Raw genomic sequence first — 24,573 nt, 5'->3', positions numbered from 1 at the left:
CCGGGCTCGCTCATGCCTGCTGTACCTCCTCGAGGGCGACGGGGCGGTGCTCGTGCAGGGACAGGGTGCACGCCTCGGCGATCCAGCCCGCCTCCAGGGCGTCCGCGATGGTGCACGGCGAGGGCCGGGAGCCGGCCACGACCTCGGTGAACGCGGTCAGTTCGGCGCGGTAGGCGGCGGCGAAGCGGTCCATGAAGAAGTCGTGCGGGGTGCCCGCGGGGAAGGTCACGCCCGGCTCCACCGACCGCAGCGGCAGCTTGTCCTCCAGGCCCACCGCGATGGAGTCGGTGAAGCCGTGGATCTCCATGCGCACGTCGTAACCCCGCGCGTTGTGACGGCTGTTGGAGACCACCGCGAGGGTTCCGTCGTCCAGGGTGAGGACCGCTCCGGTGGTGTCGGCGTCGCCCGCCTCCCGGATGTAGCCGGCGCCCCGGTTGCCGCCGGCCGCGTACACCTCGGTCACCTCGCGGCCGGTCACCCAGCGGATGATGTCGAAGTCGTGCACCGAGCAGTCCCGGAAAATGCCCCCGGACGCGGCGATGTACGCGGCCGGCGGCGGCGCCGGGTCGAGCGTGGTGGAGCGCACGGTGTGCAGCGTGCCCAGCTCCCCGCTCCGCACGGCGGCCCGCGCGGCGACGAAACCGGCGTCGAAGCGGCGGTTGAAGCCGATCTGGACCGGCACGTCACGGCCCCCGACGGCCTTCAGCACCTCCACGCCCTCGGCCATGGTGCGGGCCACGGGCTTCTCGCAGAAGACGGGCACGCCCGCCTCCGCACAGGCCACGATCAGCGCCGGATGGGCATCGGTCGCGGCGGCGACGACCACGCCGTCCACCCCGGCCGCGAGCAGGGCCTCGGGGGAGTCCGCGACCTCCGCGCCGAACCGCTCGGCGGCGGCCTTCGCGGCGTCCGTGAACGGGTCGGAGACGACGAGGGACTCGACGGCGCCGAGCCCGGACAGGGTCTCGGCGTGGAAGGCGCCGATACGGCCGAGGCCGAGGATTCCGATGCGCATGGGGGCGGTGCTCCTTGCTTCGCGGGTCGGTACGGGTGGTGCGTGCGGGCAGGTCAGTCGAGGCCGCCCAGGACGTTCTGGTCCCAGTCGATCACGGAGCCGGTGACCACCCCGGAGCGGTCGGAGAGCAGCAGGACCACGAAGCCGGCGATCTCGTCCGGTTGGCCCAGCTTCCCCATCGGCAGCCGTGCGGCGGCCTGCTCGCGCCAGTCGTCCCCCGCGCCGTGGAAGGCGCGCTGGGTGGCGTCCTCGCCCTCGGTGGCGGTCCAGCCGATGTTCAGGCCGTTGATCCGGATCCGGTCCCAGCGGTGGGCGTGCGCCGCGTTCCGGGTCAGCCCGGCGAGCCCGGCCTTCGCGGCGACGTACGGCGCGAGGAACGGCTGCCCGCCGTGCGCCGACGAGGTGATGACGTTGACGACCGTGCCGGGCGCCGCGCGCCGCACCATGTCCGCGACGGCGGCCTGCATGGCGAAGAACGGCCCCTTCAGGTTGATCGCGATGTGCTCGTCGAACAGCTCGGGCGTGGTGTCGAGCAGCGTCCCGCGCGAGGTCAGCCCGGCGGAGTTGACCAGGCAGTCGACCCGCCCGTACGCCTCCACCGTCCGCGCGACACACGCCCTGGCCTGCTCGGCGTCGGCCAGGTCGGCACGGACGAACATCGCCTTGCCGCCGGCGGCGGCCAGCTCGGCGACCAGCGCCTCACCGGGTTCCGGGCGCCGGCCGCTCACGGCCACCACCGCCCCCTCGCGGACCGCGGCCCGCGCGACGGCGGCGCCGACGCCCTGGCTGCCGCCGTTGACGAGGACGACCTTGTCGTCGAGAAGTCCCATGACGGTGTCCGGTCCCCTTCAGCTCTCGCGCCGCTTGGCGCCGGCCCGCAGTTCGCCCCGCAGGGTCCGCGCGGTCCAGCCCTCGCGCAGGGCCCGGCGCACGACGTCGGCCTGCGAGGGCGGGGCCAGCCCGTCGGCCGGCGGGTCGCTGTCGAGGTTGGTGGGGAACGGGTATCCCTCGGCGCTCGCCGCGATCACGTTCTCCAGCCACTGCTCTCCGGCGCCCTCGCCCCGGCGCCTGAGGAGCACCGGATAGACGGCGCCCGCCACGGCCTCGCGGTCCACCGTCTCCATCGCCCGGCCGAACGCCGAGGACACCTGGAGCAGGTTGGCCATGCGCCGGATGTCCGCCGAGTGGTTGGCGCCGGCGGCGTGGAACAGCGCGGGGTTGAAGAACACCGCGTCGCCCTTGGCCAGCGGCAGCTGTACGTGGTGCTCCTCGAAGTACGCCCGGAACTCCGGTCGCCGCCAGGCGAGATAGCCCGGCTCGTACTTCTGCGAGTGCGGCAGGTACAGCGTCGGCCCGGACTCGACGGGCATGTCGCAGTGCGCCACCGCGCCCTGGAGGGTGAGCACGGGGGAGAGGCGGTGCACATGCGCCGGGTAGCCGGCGGCGGCCTCGTCCGAGAGGAAGCCGAGGTGGTAGTCGCGGTGCACGGTCTGTGCGGCGCCGCCCGGGTTGACCACGTTGACCTGGGAGGTGACCTGGTAACCGGGGCCGAGCCAGGCCGAGGAGACCAGGGCGAGCGTCTCGTTGGCGTAGTACTCGGCGAACGCCTCCGGGTCGTGCAGGGCCGCCTTCTCCAGGGCGTTCCACACCCGGTCGTTGGCGCCCGGCCTGGCGAAGTGGTCGCCGGCGACGGCGCCCGAGGCGCGCTGCCCGGCGATCAGGGCGTCGAACACTGCGGTCATCCGGTCCACCACGGCCGGTTCGGCGAAGGCGCCGCGGACCACCGCGATGCCGGGGCCGTCGGCGAAGGCGCGCACCAGCTCGGCCTGGACCTCGCGGCGGTCGGCCAGGGCGAGCCGGTCGGCGTCGTAGAGCAGGACGTTCCGCTCGACGGCACTGGCGTGCGGGTAGGCGGCGGCCTCGGTCTGCTGCTCGACCAGCGCGCGGAAGGCGTCCAGGTCGCAGTCCCGCCCGGAGAGCCAGGCGGCGGGCGCGGAGATCCGCGCGGGGGAGGATGCGGACATGGGGTCGTCCCTTCGGGTCACGGAGCGACGCGGGTGATGTCATTCTTGTCAGTACAAACCCTTCGAACAACCAGCAGGAAGCCATCAAAAACCCCTCAGGAGCGGCAGTGGGCCACCCCTTCCCGATCCGGGAAATCGCACGTCAGGCCGGGTTGAGCGAGGCCACGGTGGACCGCGTCCTCAACGGCAGGGGAGGGGTGCGGGAGAGCACCGCGCGGGAGGTGCACCGGGCGGTGTCCGACCTGGAGCGGCAGCGCACCCAGGTCCGGCTCGTCGGCCGGACGTTCATGGTCGACATCGTGATGCAGTCACCGGAGCGGTTCTCCACCGCGGTACGCGCCGCCCTCGAGGCCGAACTGCCCTCCCTGCACCCGGCGGTGGTCCGCTCGCGCTTCCACTTCCGTGAGACGGGCCCGGCGGGGGACCTGGCCGCGGTCCTCGACCGGATCGGGCGGCGCGGCTCCCAGGGGGTGATCCTCAAGGCGCCCGACGTCCCCGAGATCACCGCCGCCGTCGCCCGGCTCGCGGCGTCCGGCGTGCCGGTGGTGACCCTGGTGACGGACCTGCCCGCGAGCGCCCGGATCGGTCATGTCGGCAGCGACAACCGGGCGGCGGGCGCCACCGCCGCCTATCTCATGGGGCAGTGGCTGGGCGACCGGCCGGGCAATGTGCTCACCAGCCTCTCCAGCGGCTTCTTCCGCAACGAGGAGGAGCGGGAGATGGGCTTCCGGGGCGCCATGCGCGCCCGGCACCCCGGGCGCGTCCTCGTCGAGATCGCCGAGGGGCAGGGCCTGGACGCCACTCAGTACGACCTGGTCAGGGCCGCGCTGGACCGGGATCCGGCGATCCGCGCGGTGTACTCGATCGGCGGCGGCAATATCGCCACGCTGGGGGCCTTCGAGGACGCGGGCCGCGAGTGCGCCGTGTTCGTCGCGCACGACCTCGACCACGACAACACGCGGCTGCTGCGTGAGCACCGGCTGTCCGCGGTGCTGCACCACGATCTGCGCCACGATGTGCGGGAGGCGTGCCATCTGGTGATGCGGGCGCACGGGGCACTGCCGCCGGCGGGCCCCACCCACCCCTCCGCGATCCAGGTGGTGACCCCCTACAACATGCCGCCCCCGGCGATGACGGGGTGACGCTCCGTGGGCCGCATCCTGGGGGCTTCGCCCCCAGACCCCCGTCGCGCGGTTCCCCGCGCCCCTTCAGGGGCGCGGGGAACCGCGCGAACAACCCCCACCTGCCCGCGCGTCCGGGGCAACGGGAAGGGGCGGCGGGAACGGGCCGGACCTCAGCGCACCGATACCCACGCACCGCTCTCCGCGGACCGCGCCATCGCGTCCAGCACCGTCGCGCTGTGCACCGCGTCCGCCGGCGTCGCCCCGTACGGCACCCCTTCCGCGACCGACCGCAGGAAGCGGTACGCCTCGACGACCTTCAGGTCGTCATAGCCCATCGCGTTCGCCGCACCCGGCTGGAAGGCGCCGAACTCCCCGTGCCCCGGCCCGACGTACACGGTGCTGACCGGCTGGTCCTGGTAGGCGGTGCCCCTGCTGACGCCCAGCTCGTTCATCCGGCGGAAGTCCCAGAACACCGCCCCCCGGGTGCCGTGCACCTCGAAGCCGTAGTTGTTCTGCTCGCCGACCGACACCCGGCACGCCTCCAGCACCCCGCGCGCCCCGGAGGCGAACCGCAGCAGACAGCTGACGTAGTCCTCGTTCTCCACCGGCCCGAGTTCACCGCCGGCCGCGCGGGAGTGGCCGGCCGTGGCGCCGGTGGCGCGGGCCCGCTCGGGCAGGAAGACCGCCGTGTCCGCGGTCAGCGAGTCGATGTCGCCGAGCAGGAAGCGGGCCAGGTCGGCGCCGTGCGAGGCCAGGTCGCCGAGCACCCCGCTGCCGCCGCGCTGCCGCTCGTAGCGCCATGTCAGCGCGCCCTCGGGATGTGCCGCGTAGTCGCTGAAGAGCCGGACGCGGACATGCGTGACGGTGCCGATGTCACCGGAGGCGATCAGGTCGCGGGCCGCCTCCACGGCGGGCGCGTTGCGGTAGTTGAAGCCGACCGCGCCCTGCACACCGGCCTCGGCGACGGCGTCCGCGACCGCGCGGGCGTCCTCGGCCGTCAGGCCGACCGGCTTCTCGATCCAGATGTGCTTGCCGGCCTCGGCCATCGCGACACCGATCTCGCGGTGCAGGAAGTTCGGGGCGGTGATGCTGACGGCCCGCACCCGGGGATCGGCGGCCACCTCCCGCCAGTCGCGGGTCGTCGAGGCGAACCCGAACTGCGCGGCGGCCTCCTCCGCCCGGCCCGGCACCTCCTCGGCGACCGTGACCAGTTCGGGGCGGACGGCGAGCTGCGGGTAGTGGTGCCGCACGCGTGCGTACGCCTGGGTGTGGACCCGTCCCATCCATCCGAATCCGACGACGGCGACACCCAGTGCATCCACCATGAAAGCCTCACTCCGGCCCGTTCCCTGTGCTGTCCCGCCCACCCTGTGCGGGACGAAGGATCATGTCAACCGTTTGACAGGACAAACATGCGACGCGGGCTTGCCCGCATTTTGGCGAACAAAATTGTTGACAGTGCTGTCTGGCTAGATTTACGTTCAGCAAGCACTCACACAGGGAGGGCAACCATGCCGAACCAAGCCGGACCGGGCACCGGGGAGCAGGCCAGACGGCTCGCGCTCGGGCAGTTGCGGGAGGCGATCCTGCGCGGCGAGATGGCGCCGGCGCAGCGGCTGGTGGAGAACGAACTGGCCGAGCAGTTCGGTGTGACCCGGGCCAGCATCCGGGCCGCGCTGATCGAGCTGGAGTCCCAGGGGCTCGTGGAGCGGATCCGCAACCGTGGTTCACGGGTGCGGGTGGTGACCGTGGACGAGGCGGTCGCCATCACCGAGTGCCGTCTGGTCCTGGAAGGTCTCTGCGCGGCGAAGGCGGCGGCGGCCGTCACCGACGCGCAGGTCACCGAGCTCCAGGACCTGGGCACGGCGATGCGCAAGGCCGTGGCCGATGGCGAGCCGCTCACCTACTCGGACCTCAACCACGAACTCCACGCCAAGGTGCGGGAGTTCTCCGGCCAGCTGACGGCCGTGGAACTCCTGGAGCGGCTCAACGCCCAACTGGTGCGTCATCGCTTCCAGCTGGCGCTGCGGCCGGGGCGGCCCCAGCAATCCCTGAACGAGCACCTGGCCATGATCGAGGCGATCGCGGCCAGGGACCCGCGGGCGGCCGAGGAAGCCGTCCGCGCCCACCTCGCCAGCGTGATCGAGGCGCTGCGCGACTGACGCACGCACCGGGGCGGGCGTCACCTGTCACCAAGGAGATCCTCAGTCATGACGCATGCCGACGCGCCCGCCGCGGTGCCCCGATCGACGCTCGTCGTCACCGCGCACGCGGGTGACTTCGTGTGGCGGGCGGGCGGCGCCATCGCCCTGGCCGCCTCGCGCGGGGAGAAGGTCACCATCGCGTGCCTGACCTTCGGCGAGCGCGGCGAGTCCGCCAAGGCCTGGCGCGAGGGGAGGAAACTGGACGAGATCAAGGCGATGCGCCGGGAGGAGGCCGAGAGGGCCGCCGCGGCCCTCGGCGCCGAGGTCCTCTTCTTCGACGCCGGTGACTACCCGCTGCTCGCCACCCCCGAACTGACCGACCGGCTGGTCGGGGTCTACCGCGCCACCCAGCCCGACGTGGTACTCACCCACCCCGCCGAGGACCCGTACAACGGCGACCATCCGGCCGCCCACCGCATGGCCCTGGAGGCCCGCGTCCTCGCCCAGGCCATCGGCTACCCGGGCCAGGGAGAGATCATCGGAGCCCCGCCCGTCTTCTTCTTCGAGCCGCACCAGCCCGAGATGAGCGGTTTCCGGCCCGAAGTGCTCCTGGACATCACCGAGGTGTGGGAGACCAAGCGCGAGGCGATGGAGTGCCTCGGCGCCCAGCGGCACCTGTGGGACTACTACACCGACCTGGCCGTCCGCCGCGGCGTCCAGCTCAAGCGCAACGCGGGCCCGAACCTCGGCCTGCCGCACACGACCATGGCCGAGGCGTTCATGCGCCCGTACCCGCAGATCGCGAAGGAGCTCGCATGAGCGGCGTCGTCGTCACCAACCCCCCCAAGGCCGAAGCCGAGGACGTCGAGGCGCTCGCCGGATACGGCGTGGCCACGATCAGTGAGGCCATGGGCCGCACCGGGCTGCTCGGACCGGGGATACGGCCCATCCAGCAGGGCGTACGCGTCGCGGGCACCGCGGTCACCGTGCTCTCCTGGCCCGGCGACAACCTGATGATCCACGCCGCCGTGGAGCAGTGCGGCGAGGGCGACATCCTGGTCGTCACCACCACCTCCCCGTCCACCGACGGCATGTTCGGCGAACTGTTCGCCACCGCGCTGCGACGGCGCGGCGTGCGCGGCCTGGTCATCGACGCGGGCATCCGCGACACCCAGGAGCTGCGCGAGCTGGGCTTCGCAGCCTGGTCCCGCGCGGTCTCCGCGCAGGGCACCGTGAAGGCCACCGGCGGTTCGGTCAACGTGCCGGTCGCGGTCGACGGCCGGGTGATCCGCCCCGGTGACGTGATCGTCGCCGACGACGACGGCGTGGTGGTCGTGCCCCGCGAGAGCGCCCGGCGGGTCGCCGAGGCCTCCGAGGCCCGCGAGAAGAAGGAGGCCGCCTCGCGCGCCGCCTTCATCGAGGGGCAACTCGGCCTGGACCGCTACGGACTGAGGGAGAGGCTGAAGGAACTCGGCGTCACCTACCGGTCGTACGACGAGTACACCGCGGGGGGACGGCCGTGACCGGCGGCGAGGAGGTGCGCTGCACGCTGATGCGCGGCGGCACCTCCAAGGGGGCCTACTTCCTCGCCGGCGACCTGCCCGCCGACGCCGCGGCCCGGGACGCCCTGCTGCTGCGGATCATGGGCAGCCCCGACCCGCGACAGATCGACGGCCTGGGCGGCGGTCACCCGCTGACCAGCAAGGTCGCCGTGGTCTCCCGCTCGGCCGACCCGGACGCGGACGTCGACTACCTGTTCCTCCAGGTCGCCGTGGACGCGCCCGAGGTCACCGACCGACAGAACTGCGGCAACATCCTCGCCGGGGTGGGCCCGTTCGCCGTCGAGCGCGGGCTGGTGCCGGCCGGGGACGACCGGACCTCCGTACGCATCCGCATGCTCAACACCGGCGAACGCGCCGTCGCCACCTTCCCGACCCCGGGCGGACGCGTCGACCACACCGGTACCGCCGCAATTTCCGGGGTGCCGGGCACGGCCGCCCCGGTCGTCATCGAGTTCCCGCAGGGCGCCGGACCGCTGCTGCCCACCGGCAACGTCCGCGACACGATCGCCGGCACCGAGGTGACCTGCGTCGACAACGGGATGCCGGTCGTGCTGATCCCCGCCGCCGCGCTGCGGGTCACGGGGTACGAGACGCCCGCCGAGCTGGAACAGGACACGGCACTCGCCGGCCGGCTCCGGGAGATCCGGCTGGCGGCCGGACACCTGATGGGCCTCGGGGACGTCGAGGGCGCCACCGTACCCAAACTGACCCTGCTCGCCCCGCCCCGGCACGGCGGCGCCGTCACCACCCGCACCTTCATCCCGGTGCGCTGCCACACCTCCATCGGCGTCCTGGGCGCCGCGAGCGTGGCGGCCGGACTGCGCGTCCCGGGCGGTGTGGGGGAGGGGATCGCCCGGCTCCCCGGATCCGGCGACCGGGTGCGGGTCGAACACCCCACCGGCTTCCTGGAGGTCGACGTCCGCGTCGACCCCGGCTCCGCCGTGGTCCGCCGTACCGCCGTCGTGCGCACCGCGCGCAAGATCTTCGACGGCACCGTCTTCCCCCGGTCCGCCGGGACGGCGCCGACTCCCGCCCAACTCCCTGGAGGCACCCGTGACTCCGCCGCTCGGTGACATCGCCCATGTCGGCCACGCCCAGCTGTTCACACCCGATCTGGACGCCAGCGTCGCCTTCTTCACCGACTACCTCGGACTGACCGTCAACGGCCAGGACGGCGACACCGTCTACCTGCGTACCTACGACGACTACGAACACCACAGCCTGGTGCTGACCGCCCGTGACCGGCCCGGACTCGGCCGGCTCGCGCTGCGCGCCTCCGGCGAGGAGGCGCTGCGGCGCAGGGTGGCGGCCCTGGAGGCGGCGGGACGCCCCGGGAGGTGGGCCGAGGACGAGCCCGGCCTCGGCAAGCTCTACCTCACCGCCGACCCCGACGGCCACGAGCACGCCCTGTACTGGGAGAGCGAGCACTACCGGGCCCCCGACGAGCTGAAGCCGGCGCTGAAGAACCAGCCGCAGGCCAGGCCCAACCGGGGCGTCGGCGTACGCCGCCTCGACCACGTCAACTTCCTCGCCGCCGACGTGCTCGCCAACGCCGAGTTCCAGGAACAGCTCCTGGGCGCCCGGCCCACCGAGCAGATCCGGCTCGACTCCGGGAGGATCGCGGCCCGTTGGCTGACCTTCACGGACAAGTCGTACGACGTCGTCTACACCGAGGACTGGACCGGCTCCTCCGGCCGGCTCCACCACATCGCCTTCGCGGCCGACACCCGTGAGGACATCCTGCGCGCCGCCGACCTCGCCATCGACACCGGCGTGTTCATCGAGACGGGCCCGCACAAGCACGCCATCCAGCAGACGTTCTTCCTCTACGTCTACGAGCCGGGGGGCAACCGCATCGAACTGTGCAATCCGCTCACCCGTCTGGTGCTGGCCCCCGACTGGCCGCTGATCACCTGGACCGAGGCGGAGCGCGCCAAGGGGCAGGCCTGGGGCCTGAGGACCATCGAGTCGTTCCACACCCACGGCACACCGCCGGTCGCCTGACGCACGCCGCACCACCGGGGGCGGGTCGCGCACGTCCGTGCGCGACCCGCCCCTGAATTGTCGCTGAGATTGTCAACAAAAGCGTTGACACTACTTGGGCGGGGTCCCTAGCGTCGCTCCATCACACGTCCCCTCCAGGCAACTCCTCCTGGACGAGAGGAAAACAACGATGTCCTCCTCCTCCGCGCTGTCCGCCCGCGGCAGCAGACTGGCCCTGCTGGTCGTCGGCCTGTGCTGGCTCGCCGTCCTCTTCGACGGCCTGGACATGTTCATCTACGGCTCGGTCCTGCCCCACATGCTCGAGGAGAAGGCCCTCGGCATCACCTCGGCCCAGGCCGGCGACCTCGGCAGCTACGCCACCTTCGGCATGCTCGTCGGCGCGCTGACCGCGGGCACCGTCGCCGACCGCATCGGCCGCAAGAAGCTGATGGTCTCCTGCGTCACGCTGTTCTCGCTGGCCTCCGGCCTCTGCGCGGTCTCCGGCGGCGTCGCCGTCTTCGGCCTCGGCCGGACCCTGGCCGGCATCGGCCTCGGCGGCCTCCTGCCCACCGCGATCAGCATGGTCTCCGACTACGCCCCGCGCGCCCGCGCCGCCCTCACCATCGGCCTGCTGATGACCGCCCACCACGCCGGCGGCATCCTCTCCGCCTACGTGGCCCTGTGGATCGTCGAACCGCTCGGCTGGCGCGCCGCCTTCTGGGTCTGTGTGGCCCCCCTGCTCTTCGTCCCCGTGCTCGCCCGGTTCCTGCCCGAGTCGCTGAGCTTCCTCGTCGCCCGCGGACGCCTCGAGGAGGCCCGCGCGCTGGCCTCCCGCTACGACGCCGAGCTGCCCGCCGGCGCCACCGGCAAGCCCGTGGCCGGCGCCCGCTGGGCCAACCTGCTCGACCTGTTCCGCGGCGGCGAATGGGTCCAGACGCTGCTGTACTGGCTGGCCTCCTTCGGCGGCCTGCTCCTCGTCTACGGCGTCGCCACCTGGCTGCCCACCCTGATGCGCGGCGAGGGCTACGAGCTCGGCTCCGCGCTCACCTTCGTCGTGCTGTTCAACCTCGGCGGCATCGTCGGCATGCTGGTCGCCGGCCGGGCCTCCGACCGCTTCGGCGCCCCGCGCATCTCGGCGATCTGGTTCGCGCTGACCGCCGGCGGCGTGTTCCTGCTCAGCGTCCACATGCCGCTGGCCCTGACCTTCGTGGTCGTCTTCCTCACCGGGGTGTTCCTCAACAGCGCCCAGACGATGATCTACGCGACCGTGTCCATCGGCTCCGCCCCCGCGCACCGCGCCACGGCGGTCGGCTGGACCTCCGGCATGGGCCGCTTCGGCGCGGTCTTCGGGCCGTGGCTGGGCGGCCAGCTGCTCGCCGCGGACCGGGGCGACTGGGGCTTCACGGCCTTCGCCCTGGCGGGCACGGCGTCGATGGTCTTCATCGGCGTCGCCGCGCTGCGGACCGCGCGCTCGGCGGAGCGGGACGGCCTGCCGAGGCGGCCGGCCGTCACCGGCTGAGCGGCCTCCCCGTCCCGATGGGGTACTGTTGACCTGCGTGATCACGTGGTTCGCCACGCGAAACGCATCGGGACGTGGCGCAGCTTGGTAGCGCACTTGACTGGGGGTCAAGGGGTCGCAGGTTCAAATCCTGTCGTCCCGACAGAAGTCGGCCGGGAGCCCTGCCGGAGGAATCCGGTGGGGCTCCCGGCCGTTGCGCGCGGGCCGGAGAACGTCACCCTCCCCCTGAAGGTGACGCCCTCCGGCCGCTCCCCCGGCGCCGGAAATGGCTCTGGTGTGCGCGGCCGGTGCCGTTACCAGCACATGACCGCCGTCTCGCCCGGACCCCACGCGCAGTACAGGCGGACCCGGACGTAGTAGCGGCGGCCCTTGACCAGCCGGGCCGCGACGGTCGCGTCGCGCGGGGTGCCGCCGTCGTCCTGGCCCGCCAGGAAGCGGGGCTCGCCGTCCCGCTCCTCGAAGAGCACGAGGACCCTGTCCGCGTCGCCGAAGGTGCCCACCGTGTAGTCGCGGGTCTCCGGCGGATCGATGCGGAAGTCCGCCTGCTCGCCGGCGCCCAGCCCCAGCGGCACCGAGCGGAACGGCACCAGCGGGGGCGGCCGCGGCGGATCGGCCGGCGGGTACCTGCGGAGCACGAAGTCCTTGTCGGCCGGCGAGAGGGCGCCGGGCGGGTGCACACCGCCGCGGTACTGCTCCGGCTCCAGTATCAGCCCCGGCGGGAACCCGTCCTGCATGATCGACTGCGGGTCCCAGACGGCACCGTTGGCCTCCTCGGGAGCGAGCTTGCGCAGGACGTTGTGGTAGGTCCGCTCCCGGCTCCAGTGGTGGGGGTGGCCCGCCAGTTCGGCGTAGACGGACTCGTCGTCCCAGTGGATGCCGGCGTGCGGGCTCTGGTGTTCGTGCAGCATCCCGAGCGCGTGCCCGATCTGGTGCAGGGCCGTGGCGCGTTCACCCGGAGCGGTCAGGTCCCAGCCGAAGTTCATGGTGCGCTCGTGCGCGCCGACCCGGAGCGCCTCCCTGCCCACGGCCGACCAGCAACCGTCACCGGGCTGGAACCCGATGCGCAGCTCCGCCTCGGTGCGGTCGCGGACCTCGGTGAACGTCAGTCCCGTCCCGAGACCCTGCCACTCGGCGAAGCACTCGCGCACCACGTCCTGCTGCTCCTTGGCGCCGCCCCAGGGAACCCAACGGGTCCGCGCGGCACCGGGAACGGCGATCTCCGAACCCGCCGTCCCGCCGTCGAAGAAGCAGTAGTGCAGCACGGTGCCGTTGACCCACAGCCGCCGCCCGCCGGCCAGCGCGCCGAGCCGCTCGGCGGCCAGCCCCGGCGGATACGCGGGGGCCGGCTGCGGCGGCAGCGAGCAGTGGCGAACGGTCATGGACCACAGGCTGCCGTGCCGCGGCGCCGGACGCCTGAGTCGGGGTCTGCTCAAGTGGCCCTGTATCAGGCATGAGTACCCGTGCTCCTGTTCTCGTGATGACCTTGCGACCAGACACCACCGGGCCGTACGAGAGGGAGGCGGCGACCCTGCGGCCGCCCTGGCCGTTCACCGGCCGCCAGGACGAACTCGACCTGCTGCGGCGCTCGCTGACCGGCGCGGGGCGCGGCCTGGTGGTGACCGGACCGGCGGGCCGCGGCAAGACCCGGCTCGTCACCGAGGTCTCGCGCGACTCGGACTGCGCCCGCGTCACCGGAACGCCGCGGGCCGGCGAGCTGCCCTTCGCCGCCTTCGCCCCGCTGCTGCCCGGCCCCGTCACCCTGCACGACGCGCTGCACCACCTCTCCGGGGTGCGGACGCTGCTCGTCGACGACGCCCACCTGCTCGACGACGCCTCCGCCGCGCTGGTCCACCAGCTCGCCGTGCACCGGCGCACCCGGCTGCTGGTCGTGGTCACCGACGGCGAGCCGGCGCCCGCCGCCGTGGCCCGGCTGTGGACCGGGGAACTGCTGCCCCGTCTGGCGCTGCGTCCGCTGCCCCGGGAGGACACCGCGAGGCTGCTCTCCACCGGCGCGGACCACACCCCGGAGCCGCTCACCGTGAACCGGCTGCACCGGCTGTGCCACGGGGACCTGCGGCTGCTGCGCGACCTTCTGGACGCGGTACGCGCGCACGGCAGACCCACCGGGATCCCGGGCACCTGGGAAGGGCGGGGCCCGCTGCCCCTCACACCGGCCCTGCGGGAACGCACCGCCCGCCTCCTGGACCGCACCCGCCCCGGGGAGCGCGAGACGCTCGACCGCCTCGCCTTCGCCGAACCCCTGCCGCCCGGCGGCGACGGCCTCGACCTCGCCGTCCTGGAACGCCTGGAGACCGAGGGCCTGGTCCACGTCGACGACCACGGCGCTGTACGCCTCACCCACCCCCTGCACGGCCCGGTCCTGCGGGCCGCCGCCGGCCGGCTCCGGGCCCGTCGGCTCGCACGCGACCCCGAGGACCACGCCCCCGCCCTGCGCGCGGAGGCGGCGGAGCTGACCCGGCGGATCGAACGGGCCGACGTGGCGGATGTCCCGGCGCCGGTGGGGGACTGGCTGGTCGCCGAGGGGGCGCCGCTCCCGGCCGGCTACGCGGCGCTGCGCGCCCGCTGCGCGCGGCTGCGCGGCGCACTGCGGGAGGCGGCCGCCTGGGCCCGCGAGGGCCTGCGCACCGCCCCCGCCGACCGGTCCTGTCACACCGAACTCACCCGCGCCGAGGGGACCCCCGATCCGCACGGCGACCCCTACGACGCCGTGCGCCTCGGCACCCCCGCGCGGGCCGCCGGCCGGCTCACCGGCGTCTTCGCCGACCACGCCGACGCCCTCACCCGGGGCGACGGGACCCTCCTCGACCGGGTGGGAGAGGAGTTCGAGCGGCGCGGCCTCCTGCTGTTCGCCGCGGAGGCGTACGCCCAGGCCGTCGCCGCCCACCGGGAGCCGCACGCCGCGCGCACCTCCCGCACGCGTGCGATCGCGCTCGCCCGCCGCTGCGAGGACGCCCGCACCCCCGCCCTAGCGGGCCTCGTCCTCGGTGAACTCACCTCACGTCAACGGCAGATCGTCACGCTGGCCGCACAGGGACTGAGCAACCGCCAGATCGCCGAACGCCTCACCCTTTCCGTCCGCACGGTAGGCAACCACTTGTACGGCGCGTACACCCGGCTGGGCGCCCCCGTGCCCCGCCGGACCGCCTGACGGCTCGGGGAGTCTTGTTTCGCAGGCGGCTGTCCGTGGCTGGTCGCGCAGTTCCCCGCGCCCCTTCGAGGCCGGTACGGCCGACCCACCTGAAGGGGCGCGGGGAACTGCGCGAGGAACCACGACCCACCCGCGGTCGCCGACGGCGTGATCACGCCGCCCCGAAGGCGGTGAAGGCCCACCCCGTGGCCCGGTGCAGCGCGTCGGGCGGCAGGGCGGCGCGGGCGTCGCGCAGGGCCTCCGCCAAGGAGAGCCCGGTGTCGAGGGACTTGTGCAGGGCGAGCGTCAGCGGGACCACCGCGGCGTCGTTCACGGGCGCGCTGCACGCCACCACGCCCGCCGTGCCCAGCGGCAGCAACGCCGTGACCAGACCCAGCAGTTCGTCCGCGCCCACGGTGGCGAACCGGGCGGTGTCGCAACAGGACAGGATGATCCGGTACGGACTGCGGTCCAGCCGCTCGAAGTCGTGCACGATCAGCGGGCCGTCGGCCATCCGCAGGGACGAGAACAGCGGGCCGTCCGCGCGGAACGCGCCGTGCGCGGCGATGTGCGCCAGCCCCGCCCCGTCCAGTTCCCGCAGCACCCGCGGCACCGTCGCGTCGTCGTGCTCCAGCACGGTCGCACCGTCGTAGCGGCCGGCCAGCACGGGCACCTCCGCGCCGCCCGTGGCGAGGCCCGGCCCGCGCACCAGCACCTGGCGGCCACCGGGCGGCGGCGCCGTCTCCCGGGCGCGCAGCCAGCTGCTCGCCGACGGCGACACACTCAGCACCCGCTCCCGCAGCGACGGCAGCACCGCCCACGGCACCCGGTGCAGCCGCCCGGGCGGCACGATCACCACCGGGCCGCTGCCCAGGTGCGCCGCCGCCGGACCCAGCAGCAGTTCCTCCAGCCGCCGCCCCGCCGCCTCCACCACCGGCAGCCGCGCCTGGGCCCCCGGATGCGCCAGCCGCCGCAGCCCCGCCTGCACGTGCTCGGCCTCGGTCTCCGCCGCCGCCAGCAGCCCCGCCTCGAACCTCCGCACCCGTCCCTGCCCGCAGAGCAGCACCTGCACCCGCCCGTCGAGCACGGCCAGTTCCACCAGCTGCCCGTCGTCGCCCTCGGCCAGCCGCGCGAGCAGCCGGCCGACGTCGAAACGGTCCCCGCCCTCGGGGGTCTCACCGCGCATGTGCAGCGTCCTGGAGCGGATCTCCCGTTCCAGGCGCCGCTGTTCCCGCTCCAGCGTCGGCACGGGCCTGCCCTCCATGCGGGCCTCCTCCGCGCGGGCGGCGATCTCCCGGTAGGCGGTCATCCCCGTCAGCAGGGCGAGGTCGGCGGGCGGCCGGGTGGGCGGCGCGGACAGCGCGGTCGCCCGCCACCGCTCGCTCCACACCAGCAGCCGCCGCGGCCCGCCCGAGACCAGACTGGCCTTCTGGGCGAGCGCGGCAAGCTCCGCGCCCTGCGCGGTGGCGCGGGCCCGCAGCTCCGAGGCGCCCAGCGTCATCCGGTGGTCGTCGAGCACGTCGAGGCCGCGCCGGCAGGCCTCCAGCACGCCCCGCGCGGACCCGGCGGCCTGCGCGCGCAGCGCCTGCGCCGCCCAGCCCGTCATCCGGGCGAGCGGCGGCCCGCCGCGTCTGCTGCGCGCGGCCACCGCGAGATGCCGCTCCGCGTCCGCCGTCCAGCCGAGGTCCAGCGCGATCCGGCCCGCCAGCAGGGACGCCTCCGGGGCGGCCGGCGCGCCGAGCGCGGCCAGCTTCTCCGCGACCGCCGCCGCGTCCGCGACCAGCCGGCCGGAACCGCGCCCGGCCGCGTGCCGGGACTCGGTCAGCACCAGCCGCGCGTGCGTCTCCCACCAGGTGCGCCGCTGCCCCGCGAACAGCCGCACGGCGAGCGCCGCGCGGGCGATCGCGGTCCCCGGCTCACCCGCGAGCCGGGCCGCCCGCGCGGCCGCCAGCAGCAGTTCCGCCTTGCGCGTGGACTGCCCGCCGATCCCGTCCAGCGCCCGGATCGCCGCGTCCGCCTCGGCCAGCGCCTCCGCTGCCAGGCCGGCCGCCATCAGCACCTCGCAACGCCGGATGTTCAGCATGAACGTCGGCGTGCCCAGCTTGGCGTACCGTTCCTCCGCCTCGTCGAGCAGCCGCAGCGCCGCCGGGACGTCACCGGAACGGAACGCGGCCAGCCCCCGGCTCTCCACGGCGTCCGCCTTGTCGTGCTCCTGGCCGGTGGTCTCCCACAGCGCCTCGGCCGCCGTGAAGTCGGCGTCCGCCCGCTCCACCGAACCCAGCGCCAGGTGCACCGTCGCCCGCAGCGTCAGCGCGCGCGCCGTCCAGATCACGTCCTCGGCCTGTCGCAGCACGGGAATGGCCCGCCGTACGTCCTCCAGCGCCTCCCTGTGATGGCCCAGCACCCACCACGCGTACGCCCGGCGGAACAGCACCCGCGCACGCGTGTGCCCGGCGCCGCGCTCGACGCCCCGCCGCAGCGCGTCCATGCCCTGCCGGGTGCGCCCCGCGTGCACCAGTGCGACGCCGAGCGTGGCGAGGACGTCCGCCTCCCGTTCGGCCGAGTCCGCGCGCGCCGCCCAGAGCCGGGCCCGCCGCAGATGGGTCAGGGCCAGCCGCAAGTCGCCGAAGTCCCGCTGCCAGATGCCGATCACCTGATGGGCGACGGAGGCGTGCAGGGGCGCGGGACGGCCGCCCAGCACCTGTTCCGCCCGCGCCAGCGCCTCACCCGGGTCGGCGAACACCATCGGCAGCAGGTCCAGCACCGTGTCGCTTCCCGCTGTCACCCCACGATGGTAGTCGTCCACGACCGCGCCTCACAGGTGTGACGTTGTATCAAACGTCCGCCGCGGGGCTCTTCATCACGACAGCTCCGCGGCACCGGCCGCCTTCGCACCAGTGGGGGGACACGCCATGGCACCACAGCGATTCCGAGAGCAGTTCACCCAGATCCAGCGCTCGATGCCCGACGTCCCCCTGGCCGTGGGGCCCGACGACGCGGGCGAGTTCCTCTACGAGAAGGGCGTCGTCCTGGCCCGCGACGGCGAGGAGGCCCGCGTCGTCGAGGACACCGTCCGCCGGCACTTCACCACGTTCGCCGGACTCACCCCGGAGCAGGTGCGCCGGGCCGGCCCGGAGACCAACCGCTCCGGCATCACTCGCATCCGGGTCGCCGACCCCGGCCAGGGAGACGGCAGCGGCGACCCGGCGGTCGCGGGAGCGCTGCGCGCGCTGGCGGCGGCCGAGGGCCGCACCGGGCGCCGGCTGGTCAGCCGCAACCACGTGGTGTCGATCGCGGTCAACGCCTGCCCCGGCGACGAGCCCGTGCCCGCGTCGCGCGCCGCCGGGCCCAACCCCGCCGCCGCAGAAGGCGTGCACGACCCCGGCTCCGCCGTCGCCGTGCTCGTCATCGACACCGGGCTGATGCGCGACCACCGCTCCTACCCGCCGCTCGCCCACACCCGGGGCGACGCCCAGGTGGCGGAGTGCGACGGCGACGGGATCCTCCAGCAGTACTGCGGGCACGGCACGTTCATCGCCGGACTCGTCGCCGCCGTCGCGCCCAACACCGACATCACCGTCCGCGGCACGCTGAACGACGCGGGGGCCGTCCTGGAGTCCGAGTTCGGCGAGAAGCTCTTCGAAGCCGTCGACCGGGACGGCTGGCCCGACGTCATCAGCCTGTCCGCCGGCACCTCCAACGGCCGCACCGACGGACTCCTCGGCGTCGACGCCTTCATGCGGGAACTGCGCGACCGGCCCACCCTGCTGGTCGCCGCCGCCGGCAACAACGGCAGCGCCACGCCCTTCTGGCCCGCCGCCTACGCCGACCTGCCCGGCTACGAGAACGCCGTGCTGTCCGTGGGCGCGCTGCGCGCCGACGGCGAGTCCGGAGCCTGCTTCAGCAACCACGGCGGCTGGGTCAAGGCATACGCCCCCGGCGAGCGCCTCACCGGCGCCCTGACCGGCTTCGAGACCCCCGTCCCGTACGTGTACCAGCACTCCACCTACGACGCCTGCCGCTACGGCTTCACGTACCCCTGCACCTGTCACCACCCGCGCCACACCGGCGTGCTGAGCGAGGACGGCGTCTCCGCCAAGCCGGACCAGGTGATGTTCGAAGGGCTCGCCCAGTGGAGCGGGACCTCGTTCGCCACCCCTGTCGCCGTCGGCATGGTCGCCGCCCACATGACCGCGCGGGCGGAGACCGATCCCCGCGAGGCCCGCCGGCAACTGTTGCAGGCGAACACCGAGTTCGCGGAAGTGCGCGGGGCGCACGTGCCCGCGCTCCTTCCGCCCACCTGGCGCCCGGTACGGGTCTCACCACCCTCCGCACGGGCATGAGGGCCGGAGTCATCCCCTCCGCGGCGTACGATGTCGTGCCGTACACGAGGGGTGGGACCGTGGAGCGTAGGGAAGTCGGCGCGTTGGTCCGGTCCGCTGTCGGCGGTGACGCGGCGGCCTGGAAGGCGATCGTGGAGGGCCTGGGCCCGCTGGTGTGGTCCGTGGTGCGCGCCCACCGGCTCTCCGACGCCGACGCGCACGAGGTCTACCAGACGGTGTGGTTCCGCTTCGCCCAGCACCTGGGGCGGATCCGGGAGCCCGACAAGGCGGGCTCCTGGCTGGCCAGCACCGCGCGGCACGAGTGCCTGAAGGTGCACAGGAACGCGCGCAGGCTGATGCTGACCGACGATCCGCAGCTGCTGGACCGGGTCAGCGAGGACGGGACGCCGGAGCAGTCGCTGCTGGAGGCGGAGGAGGCGGCCGCGCAGAGCGAACGCGTGCGGCGGCTGTGGCAGGAGTTCGAGGAACTGGGCGAGCGGTGCAGGCAGTTGCTGCGTGTCCTGATCGCCTCGCCGCCACCCAGTTATCAGGAGGTGTCCGCCGCGCTCGACATCGCGGTGGGCAGCATCGGGCCGCTGCGCCAGCGCTGTCTGCGCCGGCTGCGGGCCCGGCTCGAGGCACGGGGGACCACGTGAGCGACATGGACGACATGAACGGCGAAGAGACCTACGACGAAGGGGACTTCGACACCGGGCTGCTGGAGGAGGAACTGCGGCAGGCGGCCGCCGTGCTGGACCCGCTGCCGCCGGCCCTGCTGCAGATCGCCGTCGACGCCTACGCGCTGCACGACCTCGACGCCCGGGTGGCCGAGCTGACCTTCGACTCGCTGGTGGACGCCATCCCGGTGCGGGGGGCGGCGGACCCGCCGCGCATGCTCACCTTCGAGGCCGGTGAGGTGACGCTGGACGTCGAGGTGACCTCGCAGGGGCTGATGGGCCAGGTGCTGCCGCCCGGGCCGGCCCGCGTCGAGGTGCTCGGCGGACCGCAGCCGGCCGCCACCCTCACCACCGACGACATGGGCCGCTTCACCGCGGACACCCCGCCGTCGGGCCCCTTCGCCCTGCGCCTGCACACCGGCGCGGACGTGGTCGTCACGGAGTGGCTCCGCACCTGACCCCTCCGGCCCGGCGGCGGGGTCAGCGGGAGACGGCGTCGATCAGCGCGGCGAGTGCCGACGCGAGCCGGGGCAGCCCGGGCCCGGCGGGGCCGCCCGGTTCGGACATGTACGTGTCCCGGCGGATCTCCACCATCAGCGCGGACACCTCCGCCCGCTTCCCGTAGAACTCCAGCGGCACGTACGTCCCGGCGAACGGGCTGTCCAGCCCCGTCTCCCCGCACGCCGCGAACGCCTCGCGGGCGGCGTCGAGCAGCGCGGGCGGGGTGTGGAAGGAGTCGGTGCCCAGGCACACCTCCGGCCGCGGCCCGTCCCCGTGCAGTTCGTAGGGCAGCGGCGCGCTCGGATACGAGTGCACGTCGATGATCACCGCCCGCCCGGTCGCCGCGAGCCGCTCGGAGACCGCCTCCGTCATCGCCTCCGCGTACGGACGGAAGTACCGCTCGACCAGCGGTCCCGGGTCGAAGCCGTCGGGCCGCAGCTTGTCCTTGTGCGTGGTCCGGGTGTAGACCGCGCCCATGCCGACCGCCAGCATCTCCTCCCGCTCGTCCGGGAACCGCTCGGGATCGACGACCAGACGGGAGAGCCGGTTCACGAACCGCCACGGCGCGACCCCGGCCGCCCCGGCCGCCGCCTCGGCGACCGCCGCGGTGTGCGAGTCCGTGATGTGGTCCAGCTCCCGCTCCAGCCCGGCGTCGTCCAGCACGATCCCAGGCCGCACATCGGCCGGTATCTCCCGCGCGGAGTGCGGAACATGGAGGATCACGGGCGAGTCCGCGTCGCCGGGAAGGAACTCGAAGGACGGCGGGACGTCGGTCATACGGCTGCTCCGGAAGCGTCGTCAGTGGGTCGGGCACGATCAAGGTGCCATACGGCACTGACAACGCCCACGGACCGAGGCCCTCCGTGCCCCTCCCCGGACGCCGACACGGCTCCGCCCCGGCCGGGCGCATCGCCGGCCGGGGCGGAACACGGGGTCCCGAGGCGTCAGCTCAGGGACGCCAGCGCCTCGTTCCACGTGGTGGAGGGGCGCATGACCTTGGCGGCCAGGGCCGGGTCGGGCTGGTAGTAGCCGCCGATCTCGGCCGGCTTGCCCTGGACGGCGTTCAGCTCGTCGACGATCTTCGCCTCGTTGGCGGAGAGGGTCTCGGCGAGCGGGGCGAAGGCCTTCGCCAGGTCCGCGTCGTCGGTCTGCGCGGCCAGCTCCTGCGCCCAGTACAGGGACAGGTAGAAGTGGCTGCCGCGGTTGTCGATGCCGCCGACGCGACGGGTCGGGGACTTGTCCTCGTTGAGGAAGGTCGCCGTGGCGCGGTCGAGGGTGTCGGCGAGGACCTTGGCACGCGCGTTGCCCGTGGCCGTGGCGTACTGCTCGAGCGACGGCACCAGCGCGAAGAACTCACCGAGGGAGTCCCAGCGCAGGTAGTCCTCCTTGACCAGCTGCTGCACGTGCTTCGGGGCCGAGCCGCCGGCGCCCGTCTCGAACAGGCCGCCGCCCGCCATCAGCGGGACGACCGACAGCATCTTGGCGCTGGTGCCCAGCTCCAGGATGGGGAAGAGGTCGGTCAGGTAGTCGCGGAGCACGTTGCCGGTCACCGAGATCGTGTTCTCGCCGCGGCGGATGCGCTCCACCGACAGCTTCGTCGCCTCGACGGGGGCCAGGACGCGGATGTCCAGGCCCTCGGTGTCGTGCTCCGGCAGGTACTGCTCGACCTTGGCGATCAGGTTGGCGTCGTGCGCGCGGGTGGCGTCCAGCCAGAAGACCGCCGGGTCGCCGGTGGCGCGGGCGCGGGTGACGGCCAGCTTCACCCAGTCGCGGATCGGGGCGTCCTTGGTCTGGCAGGCGCGGAAGATGTCACCGGCGGACACGGTCTGCTCGATGACGGCGTTGCCGGCCTGGTCGACCAGACGGACGGTGCCCGTGGTGGGGATCTCGAAGGTCTTGTCGTGGCTGCCGTACTCCTCGGCCTTCTGCGCCATCAGACCGACGTTCGGGACCGAGCCCATGGTGGACGGGTCGTAGGCGCCGTTGGCGCGGCAGTCGTCGATCACGGCCTGGTAGACACCGGCGTAGCTGGAGTCCGGGAGCACCGCGAGGGTGTCGGCCTCCTGGCCGTCCGGGCCCCACATGTGGCCGGAGGTGCGGATCATCGCCGGCATGGAGGCGTCGACGATGACGTCCGAGGGGACGTGCAGGTTGGTGATGCCCTTGTCGGAGTCGACCATCGCCAGCTCCGGGCCCTCGGCGAGCTCGGCGTCGAAGGACGCCTTGATCTCGGCGCCCTCGGGCAGGCCCTCCAGGCCCTTGTAGATGCCGCCCAGACCGTCGTTCGGGGTCAGGCCGGCCGCGGCGAGCTTGTCGCCGTACCGGGCGAACGTCTTCGGGAAGAAGGCGCGCACCACGTGGCCGAAGACGATCGGGTCGGAGACCTTCATCATCGTGGCCTTGAGGTGCACGGAGAACAGCACGCCCTCCTGCTTCGCGCGGGCGACCTGCGCGGTCAGGAACTCGCGCAGCGCGCCGACGCGCATCACGGAGGCGTCGACGACCTCGCCCTCGCGGACCGGCACGGACTCGCGCAGCACGGTGGTGCTGCCGTCGTCGCCCTTGAGCTCGATGCGCAGCGCGCCGTCCTCGGCGATGACGACCGACTTCTCGGTGGAGCGGAAGTCGTCCGCGCCCATGGTGGCGACGTCGGTCTTGGAGTCGGCGCTCCAGGCGCCCATGCGGTGCGGGTGGTTCTTGGCGTAGTTCTTCACCGAGGCGGGGGCGCGGCGGTCCGAGTTGCCCTCACGCAGGACCGGGTTCACGGCGGAACCCTTGATCTTGTCGTAGCGGGCGCGGATCTCGCGCTCCTCGTCGGTCTTCGGGTCGTCCGGGTAGTCCGGCAGCGCGTAGCCCTGGCCCTGGAGCTCGGCGATCGCGGCCTTGAGCTGCGGGATCGACGCCGAGATGTTCGGCAGCTTGATGATGTTGGCCGCGGGCGTCTTGGCCAGCTCACCCAGCTCGGCGAGGGCGTCGGGGATGCGCTGGTCCTCGGCCAGGTACTCCGGGAACACGGCGATGATGCGCCCGGCCAGCGAGATGTCACGCGTCTCCACGGTGACACCCGCCTGCGAGGCGTACGCCTGGACCACCGGCAGGAAGGAATACGTTGCCAGGGCCGGGGCCTCGTCAGTGTGCGTATAGATGATGGTCGAGTCAGTCACCGGGTGCTCCGCTCCACGTCTGCAACATTGCTCGACATCAAGATATCTCCTGACCGGCCGGAGCTCGACAGGGGTCCGTGCCCACTTCCGGCCGTCCTCCCGCCACGGTCCTTCCGGCGTGGCGGGAGATCACCCGGGCGGTGTGCTCAGATCGGCCGGGTGGCGGTCATGTCCTCCGCCCCGGGTTCCGCCGTGCGCTGCTGCGGGAGCACCACCGCGCCCTGCTGGAGCGCCACCGTCCGCGCCGGCGAGGGGATGCGGATGCCCTCCTCGCGGTAGCGCCGGTGCAGGCGCTTGATGAACTCGTGCTTGATCCGGTACTGGTCGCTGAACTCGCCGACGCCCAGGATCACCGTGAAGCCGATGCGGGAGTCCCCGAAGGTGTGGAAACGCACCGCGGGCTCGTGCTCCGGCACGGCGCCGGTGATCCCCGTCATCACCTCGGCGACGACCTCCGTCGTGACCCGCTCCACCTGCTCCAGGTCGCTGTCGTACGACACCCCGGCCTGCACCAGGATCGTCAGCTTCTGCTCGGGGCGCATGAAGTTGGTCATGTTCGTCTTGGCGAGCTGCCCGTTGGGGATGACCACCAGGTTGTTGGAGAGCGCGCGGACGGTCGTCTGACGCCAGTTGATGTCCTCCACGTAGCCCTCCTCGCCGCTGCTCAGCCGGATGTAGTCACCGGGCTGCACGGTCTTGGAGGCGAGGATGTGGATGCCCGCGAACAGGTTGGCGAGCGTGTCCTGCAGCGCCAGCGCGACCGCGAGACCGCCGACGCCCAGGGCGGTGAGCAGCGGGGCGATCGAGATGCCCAGCGTCTGCAGGCCCACCAGGAAGCCGATCGCGAGGACCAGGATCCGGGTGATGTTCATGAAGATGGTGGCCGACCCGGCGACACCCGACCGGGACTGGGTGACCGACCGCACCAGCCCCGCCACCACCCGTGCCGCCGAGATGGTCGCGGCGAAGATGACCAGCAGCGTCAGCACCTGGTTGACGTTGTGCTGCACGGTCCGGGTCAGCGGCAGCGCAGCCGCCGCGGAGGCCGCGCCGCCGGCGATCGCCGCCCACGGCGCGATCATGCGCAGCGCGTCCACCAGGACGTCGTCGCCGCGCCAGCGGGTGCGGTCGGCGTGCCGGCCCAGCCAGCGCAGCAGGGCCCGCAGCAGGAACGCCGCCAGCAGTCCGGCCGCCACCGCGATGCCGGCGTACAGCAGGTCCTGCCCGGTGAGCGCGCGGGTCACCGCTCACCTCCGGCGAACGCCCTGGCCCACGGCCGTATGTGAAATCGTGTCACGTATCGTCACCTGCTCGGTTTCCACGGGATGTACGTCGTGCCGACCGCCCCTGACCTGCGGTCGGCGCGAGCGCTCATCCTGCCGTATTCCGC

At 73.4% G+C, this 24,573-nt stretch carries 20 protein-coding genes and 1 tRNA gene; 12 read left to right on the top strand and 9 right to left on the bottom strand.

All coding sequences use genetic code 11. The features are described 5' to 3' along the window. Window positions 1-10 precede the first annotated feature (10 nt). From CNQ36_RS03795 to CNQ36_RS03785, 3 genes are read right to left on the bottom strand one after another with little or no spacing between them, the layout of a single operon-like run. Window positions 11-1,015, bottom strand: coding sequence for a Gfo/Idh/MocA family protein (locus tag CNQ36_RS03795; RefSeq protein WP_121544927.1), 1,005 nt, complete (start codon window positions 1,013-1,015; stop codon window positions 11-13). 53 nt (window positions 1,016-1,068) lie between these two features. Next, window positions 1,069-1,845: an SDR family oxidoreductase gene (locus CNQ36_RS03790; RefSeq protein WP_004935096.1), complete on the bottom strand. Its 777-nt coding sequence runs from the start codon at window positions 1,843-1,845 to the stop codon at window positions 1,069-1,071. An 18-nt stretch (window positions 1,846-1,863) separates the two neighbouring features. Then, entirely contained in the window at window positions 1,864-3,039 is a 1,176-nt protein-coding gene (locus CNQ36_RS03785; protein ID WP_121544926.1) for a phytanoyl-CoA dioxygenase family protein, read from the bottom strand. A gap of 107 nt (window positions 3,040-3,146) precedes the next feature. On the opposite strand from CNQ36_RS03785, the gene CNQ36_RS03780 reads away from it, so the two are divergent. Beyond that, the gene (locus CNQ36_RS03780; protein ID WP_121544925.1) at window positions 3,147-4,181 is read left to right on the top strand and encodes a LacI family DNA-binding transcriptional regulator; all 1,035 of its coding nucleotides are present in this window, start codon (window positions 3,147-3,149) and stop codon (window positions 4,179-4,181) included. Between the two features lie 152 nt (window positions 4,182-4,333). On the opposite strand, the gene CNQ36_RS03775 is transcribed toward CNQ36_RS03780, so the two are convergent. Continuing rightward, on the bottom strand, window positions 4,334-5,488 hold the full coding sequence (locus CNQ36_RS03775) for a Gfo/Idh/MocA family protein (RefSeq protein WP_121544924.1): 1,155 nt from the start codon (window positions 5,486-5,488) through the stop codon (window positions 4,334-4,336). Window positions 5,489-5,674: 186 nt separating this feature from the next. On the opposite strand from CNQ36_RS03775, the gene CNQ36_RS03770 reads away from it, so the two are divergent. The 7 genes from CNQ36_RS03770 (at window position 5,675) to CNQ36_RS03740 (ending at window position 11,513) form a co-directional block, all read left to right on the top strand. Continuing rightward, window positions 5,675-6,325, top strand: a complete 651-nt coding sequence (locus CNQ36_RS03770) for a GntR family transcriptional regulator (RefSeq protein ID WP_121544923.1) — start codon at window positions 5,675-5,677, stop codon at window positions 6,323-6,325. 48 nt (window positions 6,326-6,373) lie between these two features. Further along, window positions 6,374-7,126, top strand: coding sequence for a PIG-L deacetylase family protein (locus tag CNQ36_RS03765; RefSeq protein WP_121544922.1), 753 nt, complete (start codon window positions 6,374-6,376; stop codon window positions 7,124-7,126). Continuing rightward, a complete protein-coding gene (locus tag CNQ36_RS03760) occupies window positions 7,123-7,830 on the top strand; it encodes a 4-carboxy-4-hydroxy-2-oxoadipate aldolase/oxaloacetate decarboxylase (RefSeq protein WP_121544921.1) in 708 nt (235 codons plus the stop codon). Before CNQ36_RS03765 ends, CNQ36_RS03760 begins: the two co-directional genes overlap by 4 nt. Continuing rightward, entirely contained in the window at window positions 7,827-8,942 is a 1,116-nt protein-coding gene (locus tag CNQ36_RS03755) for a 4-oxalomesaconate tautomerase (RefSeq protein WP_228312910.1), read from the top strand. Before CNQ36_RS03760 ends, CNQ36_RS03755 begins: the two co-directional genes overlap by 4 nt. Then, a complete protein-coding gene (locus CNQ36_RS03750) occupies window positions 8,923-9,873 on the top strand; it encodes a VOC family protein (protein WP_121544920.1) in 951 nt (316 codons plus the stop codon). The genes CNQ36_RS03755 and CNQ36_RS03750 overlap by 20 nt, the downstream gene beginning before the upstream one ends. Window positions 9,874-10,042: 169 nt before the next feature. Next, window positions 10,043-11,371 carry an MFS transporter gene (locus tag CNQ36_RS03745; protein WP_121544919.1) on the top strand — a complete coding sequence of 443 codons (1,329 nt, stop codon included), beginning with the start codon at window positions 10,043-10,045 and terminating at the stop codon, window positions 11,369-11,371. Between the two features lie 68 nt (window positions 11,372-11,439). After that, a tRNA-Pro gene (locus CNQ36_RS03740) sits at window positions 11,440-11,513 on the top strand. A 151-nt stretch (window positions 11,514-11,664) separates the two neighbouring features. Here CNQ36_RS03740 and absR1 read toward each other — a convergent pair. Beyond that, complete coding sequence (gene absR1 / locus CNQ36_RS03735) at window positions 11,665-12,750, bottom strand: beta-glucuronidase AbsR1 (RefSeq protein WP_121544918.1); 1,086 nt, start codon at window positions 12,748-12,750, stop codon at window positions 11,665-11,667. Between the two features lie 98 nt (window positions 12,751-12,848). Between absR1 and CNQ36_RS03730 the strand changes: the two genes are divergently transcribed. Further along, entirely contained in the window at window positions 12,849-14,540 is a 1,692-nt protein-coding gene (locus CNQ36_RS03730; RefSeq protein WP_121544917.1) for a LuxR family transcriptional regulator AbsR2, read from the top strand. 151 nt (window positions 14,541-14,691) lie between these two features. On the opposite strand, the gene CNQ36_RS03725 is transcribed toward CNQ36_RS03730, so the two are convergent. Next, window positions 14,692-17,265 carry a CHAT domain-containing protein gene (locus CNQ36_RS03725; RefSeq protein WP_228313121.1) on the bottom strand — a complete coding sequence of 858 codons (2,574 nt, stop codon included), beginning with the start codon at window positions 17,263-17,265 and terminating at the stop codon, window positions 14,692-14,694. A gap of 166 nt (window positions 17,266-17,431) precedes the next feature. Between CNQ36_RS03725 and CNQ36_RS03720 the strand changes: the two genes are divergently transcribed. From CNQ36_RS03720 to CNQ36_RS03710, 3 genes are read left to right on the top strand one after another with little or no spacing between them, the layout of a single operon-like run. Continuing rightward, window positions 17,432-18,862 (top strand): S8/S53 family peptidase, encoded by a 1,431-nt coding sequence (locus CNQ36_RS03720; protein ID WP_121544916.1) that lies wholly within the window; start codon window positions 17,432-17,434, stop codon window positions 18,860-18,862. Between the two features lie 59 nt (window positions 18,863-18,921). Continuing rightward, the gene (locus CNQ36_RS03715) at window positions 18,922-19,497 is read left to right on the top strand and encodes an RNA polymerase sigma factor (RefSeq protein WP_004935135.1); all 576 of its coding nucleotides are present in this window, start codon (window positions 18,922-18,924) and stop codon (window positions 19,495-19,497) included. A 5-nt stretch (window positions 19,498-19,502) separates the two neighbouring features. Next, on the top strand, window positions 19,503-19,976 hold the full coding sequence (locus CNQ36_RS03710; RefSeq protein ID WP_228313120.1) for a hypothetical protein: 474 nt from the start codon (window positions 19,503-19,505) through the stop codon (window positions 19,974-19,976). A gap of 22 nt (window positions 19,977-19,998) precedes the next feature. Here CNQ36_RS03710 and CNQ36_RS03705 read toward each other — a convergent pair whose 3' ends face one another. From CNQ36_RS03705 to CNQ36_RS03695, 3 genes are all read right to left on the bottom strand, one after another. After that, complete coding sequence (locus CNQ36_RS03705) at window positions 19,999-20,796, bottom strand: N-formylglutamate amidohydrolase (protein WP_121544915.1); 798 nt, start codon at window positions 20,794-20,796, stop codon at window positions 19,999-20,001. Between the two features lie 167 nt (window positions 20,797-20,963). Then, window positions 20,964-23,183, bottom strand: coding sequence for an NADP-dependent isocitrate dehydrogenase (locus tag CNQ36_RS03700; protein ID WP_004935145.1), 2,220 nt, complete (start codon window positions 23,181-23,183; stop codon window positions 20,964-20,966). A gap of 146 nt (window positions 23,184-23,329) precedes the next feature. Next, a complete protein-coding gene (locus tag CNQ36_RS03695) occupies window positions 23,330-24,427 on the bottom strand; it encodes a mechanosensitive ion channel family protein (protein WP_121544914.1) in 1,098 nt (365 codons plus the stop codon). Between the last annotated feature and the right edge of the window lie 146 nt (window positions 24,428-24,573).

It is taken from the genome of Streptomyces fungicidicus (assembly GCF_003665435.1).
Classification (GTDB): Bacteria; Actinomycetota; Actinomycetes; order Streptomycetales; family Streptomycetaceae; genus Streptomyces; species Streptomyces fungicidicus.
This window is presented reverse-complemented; position numbering and strand designations above follow the sequence as displayed.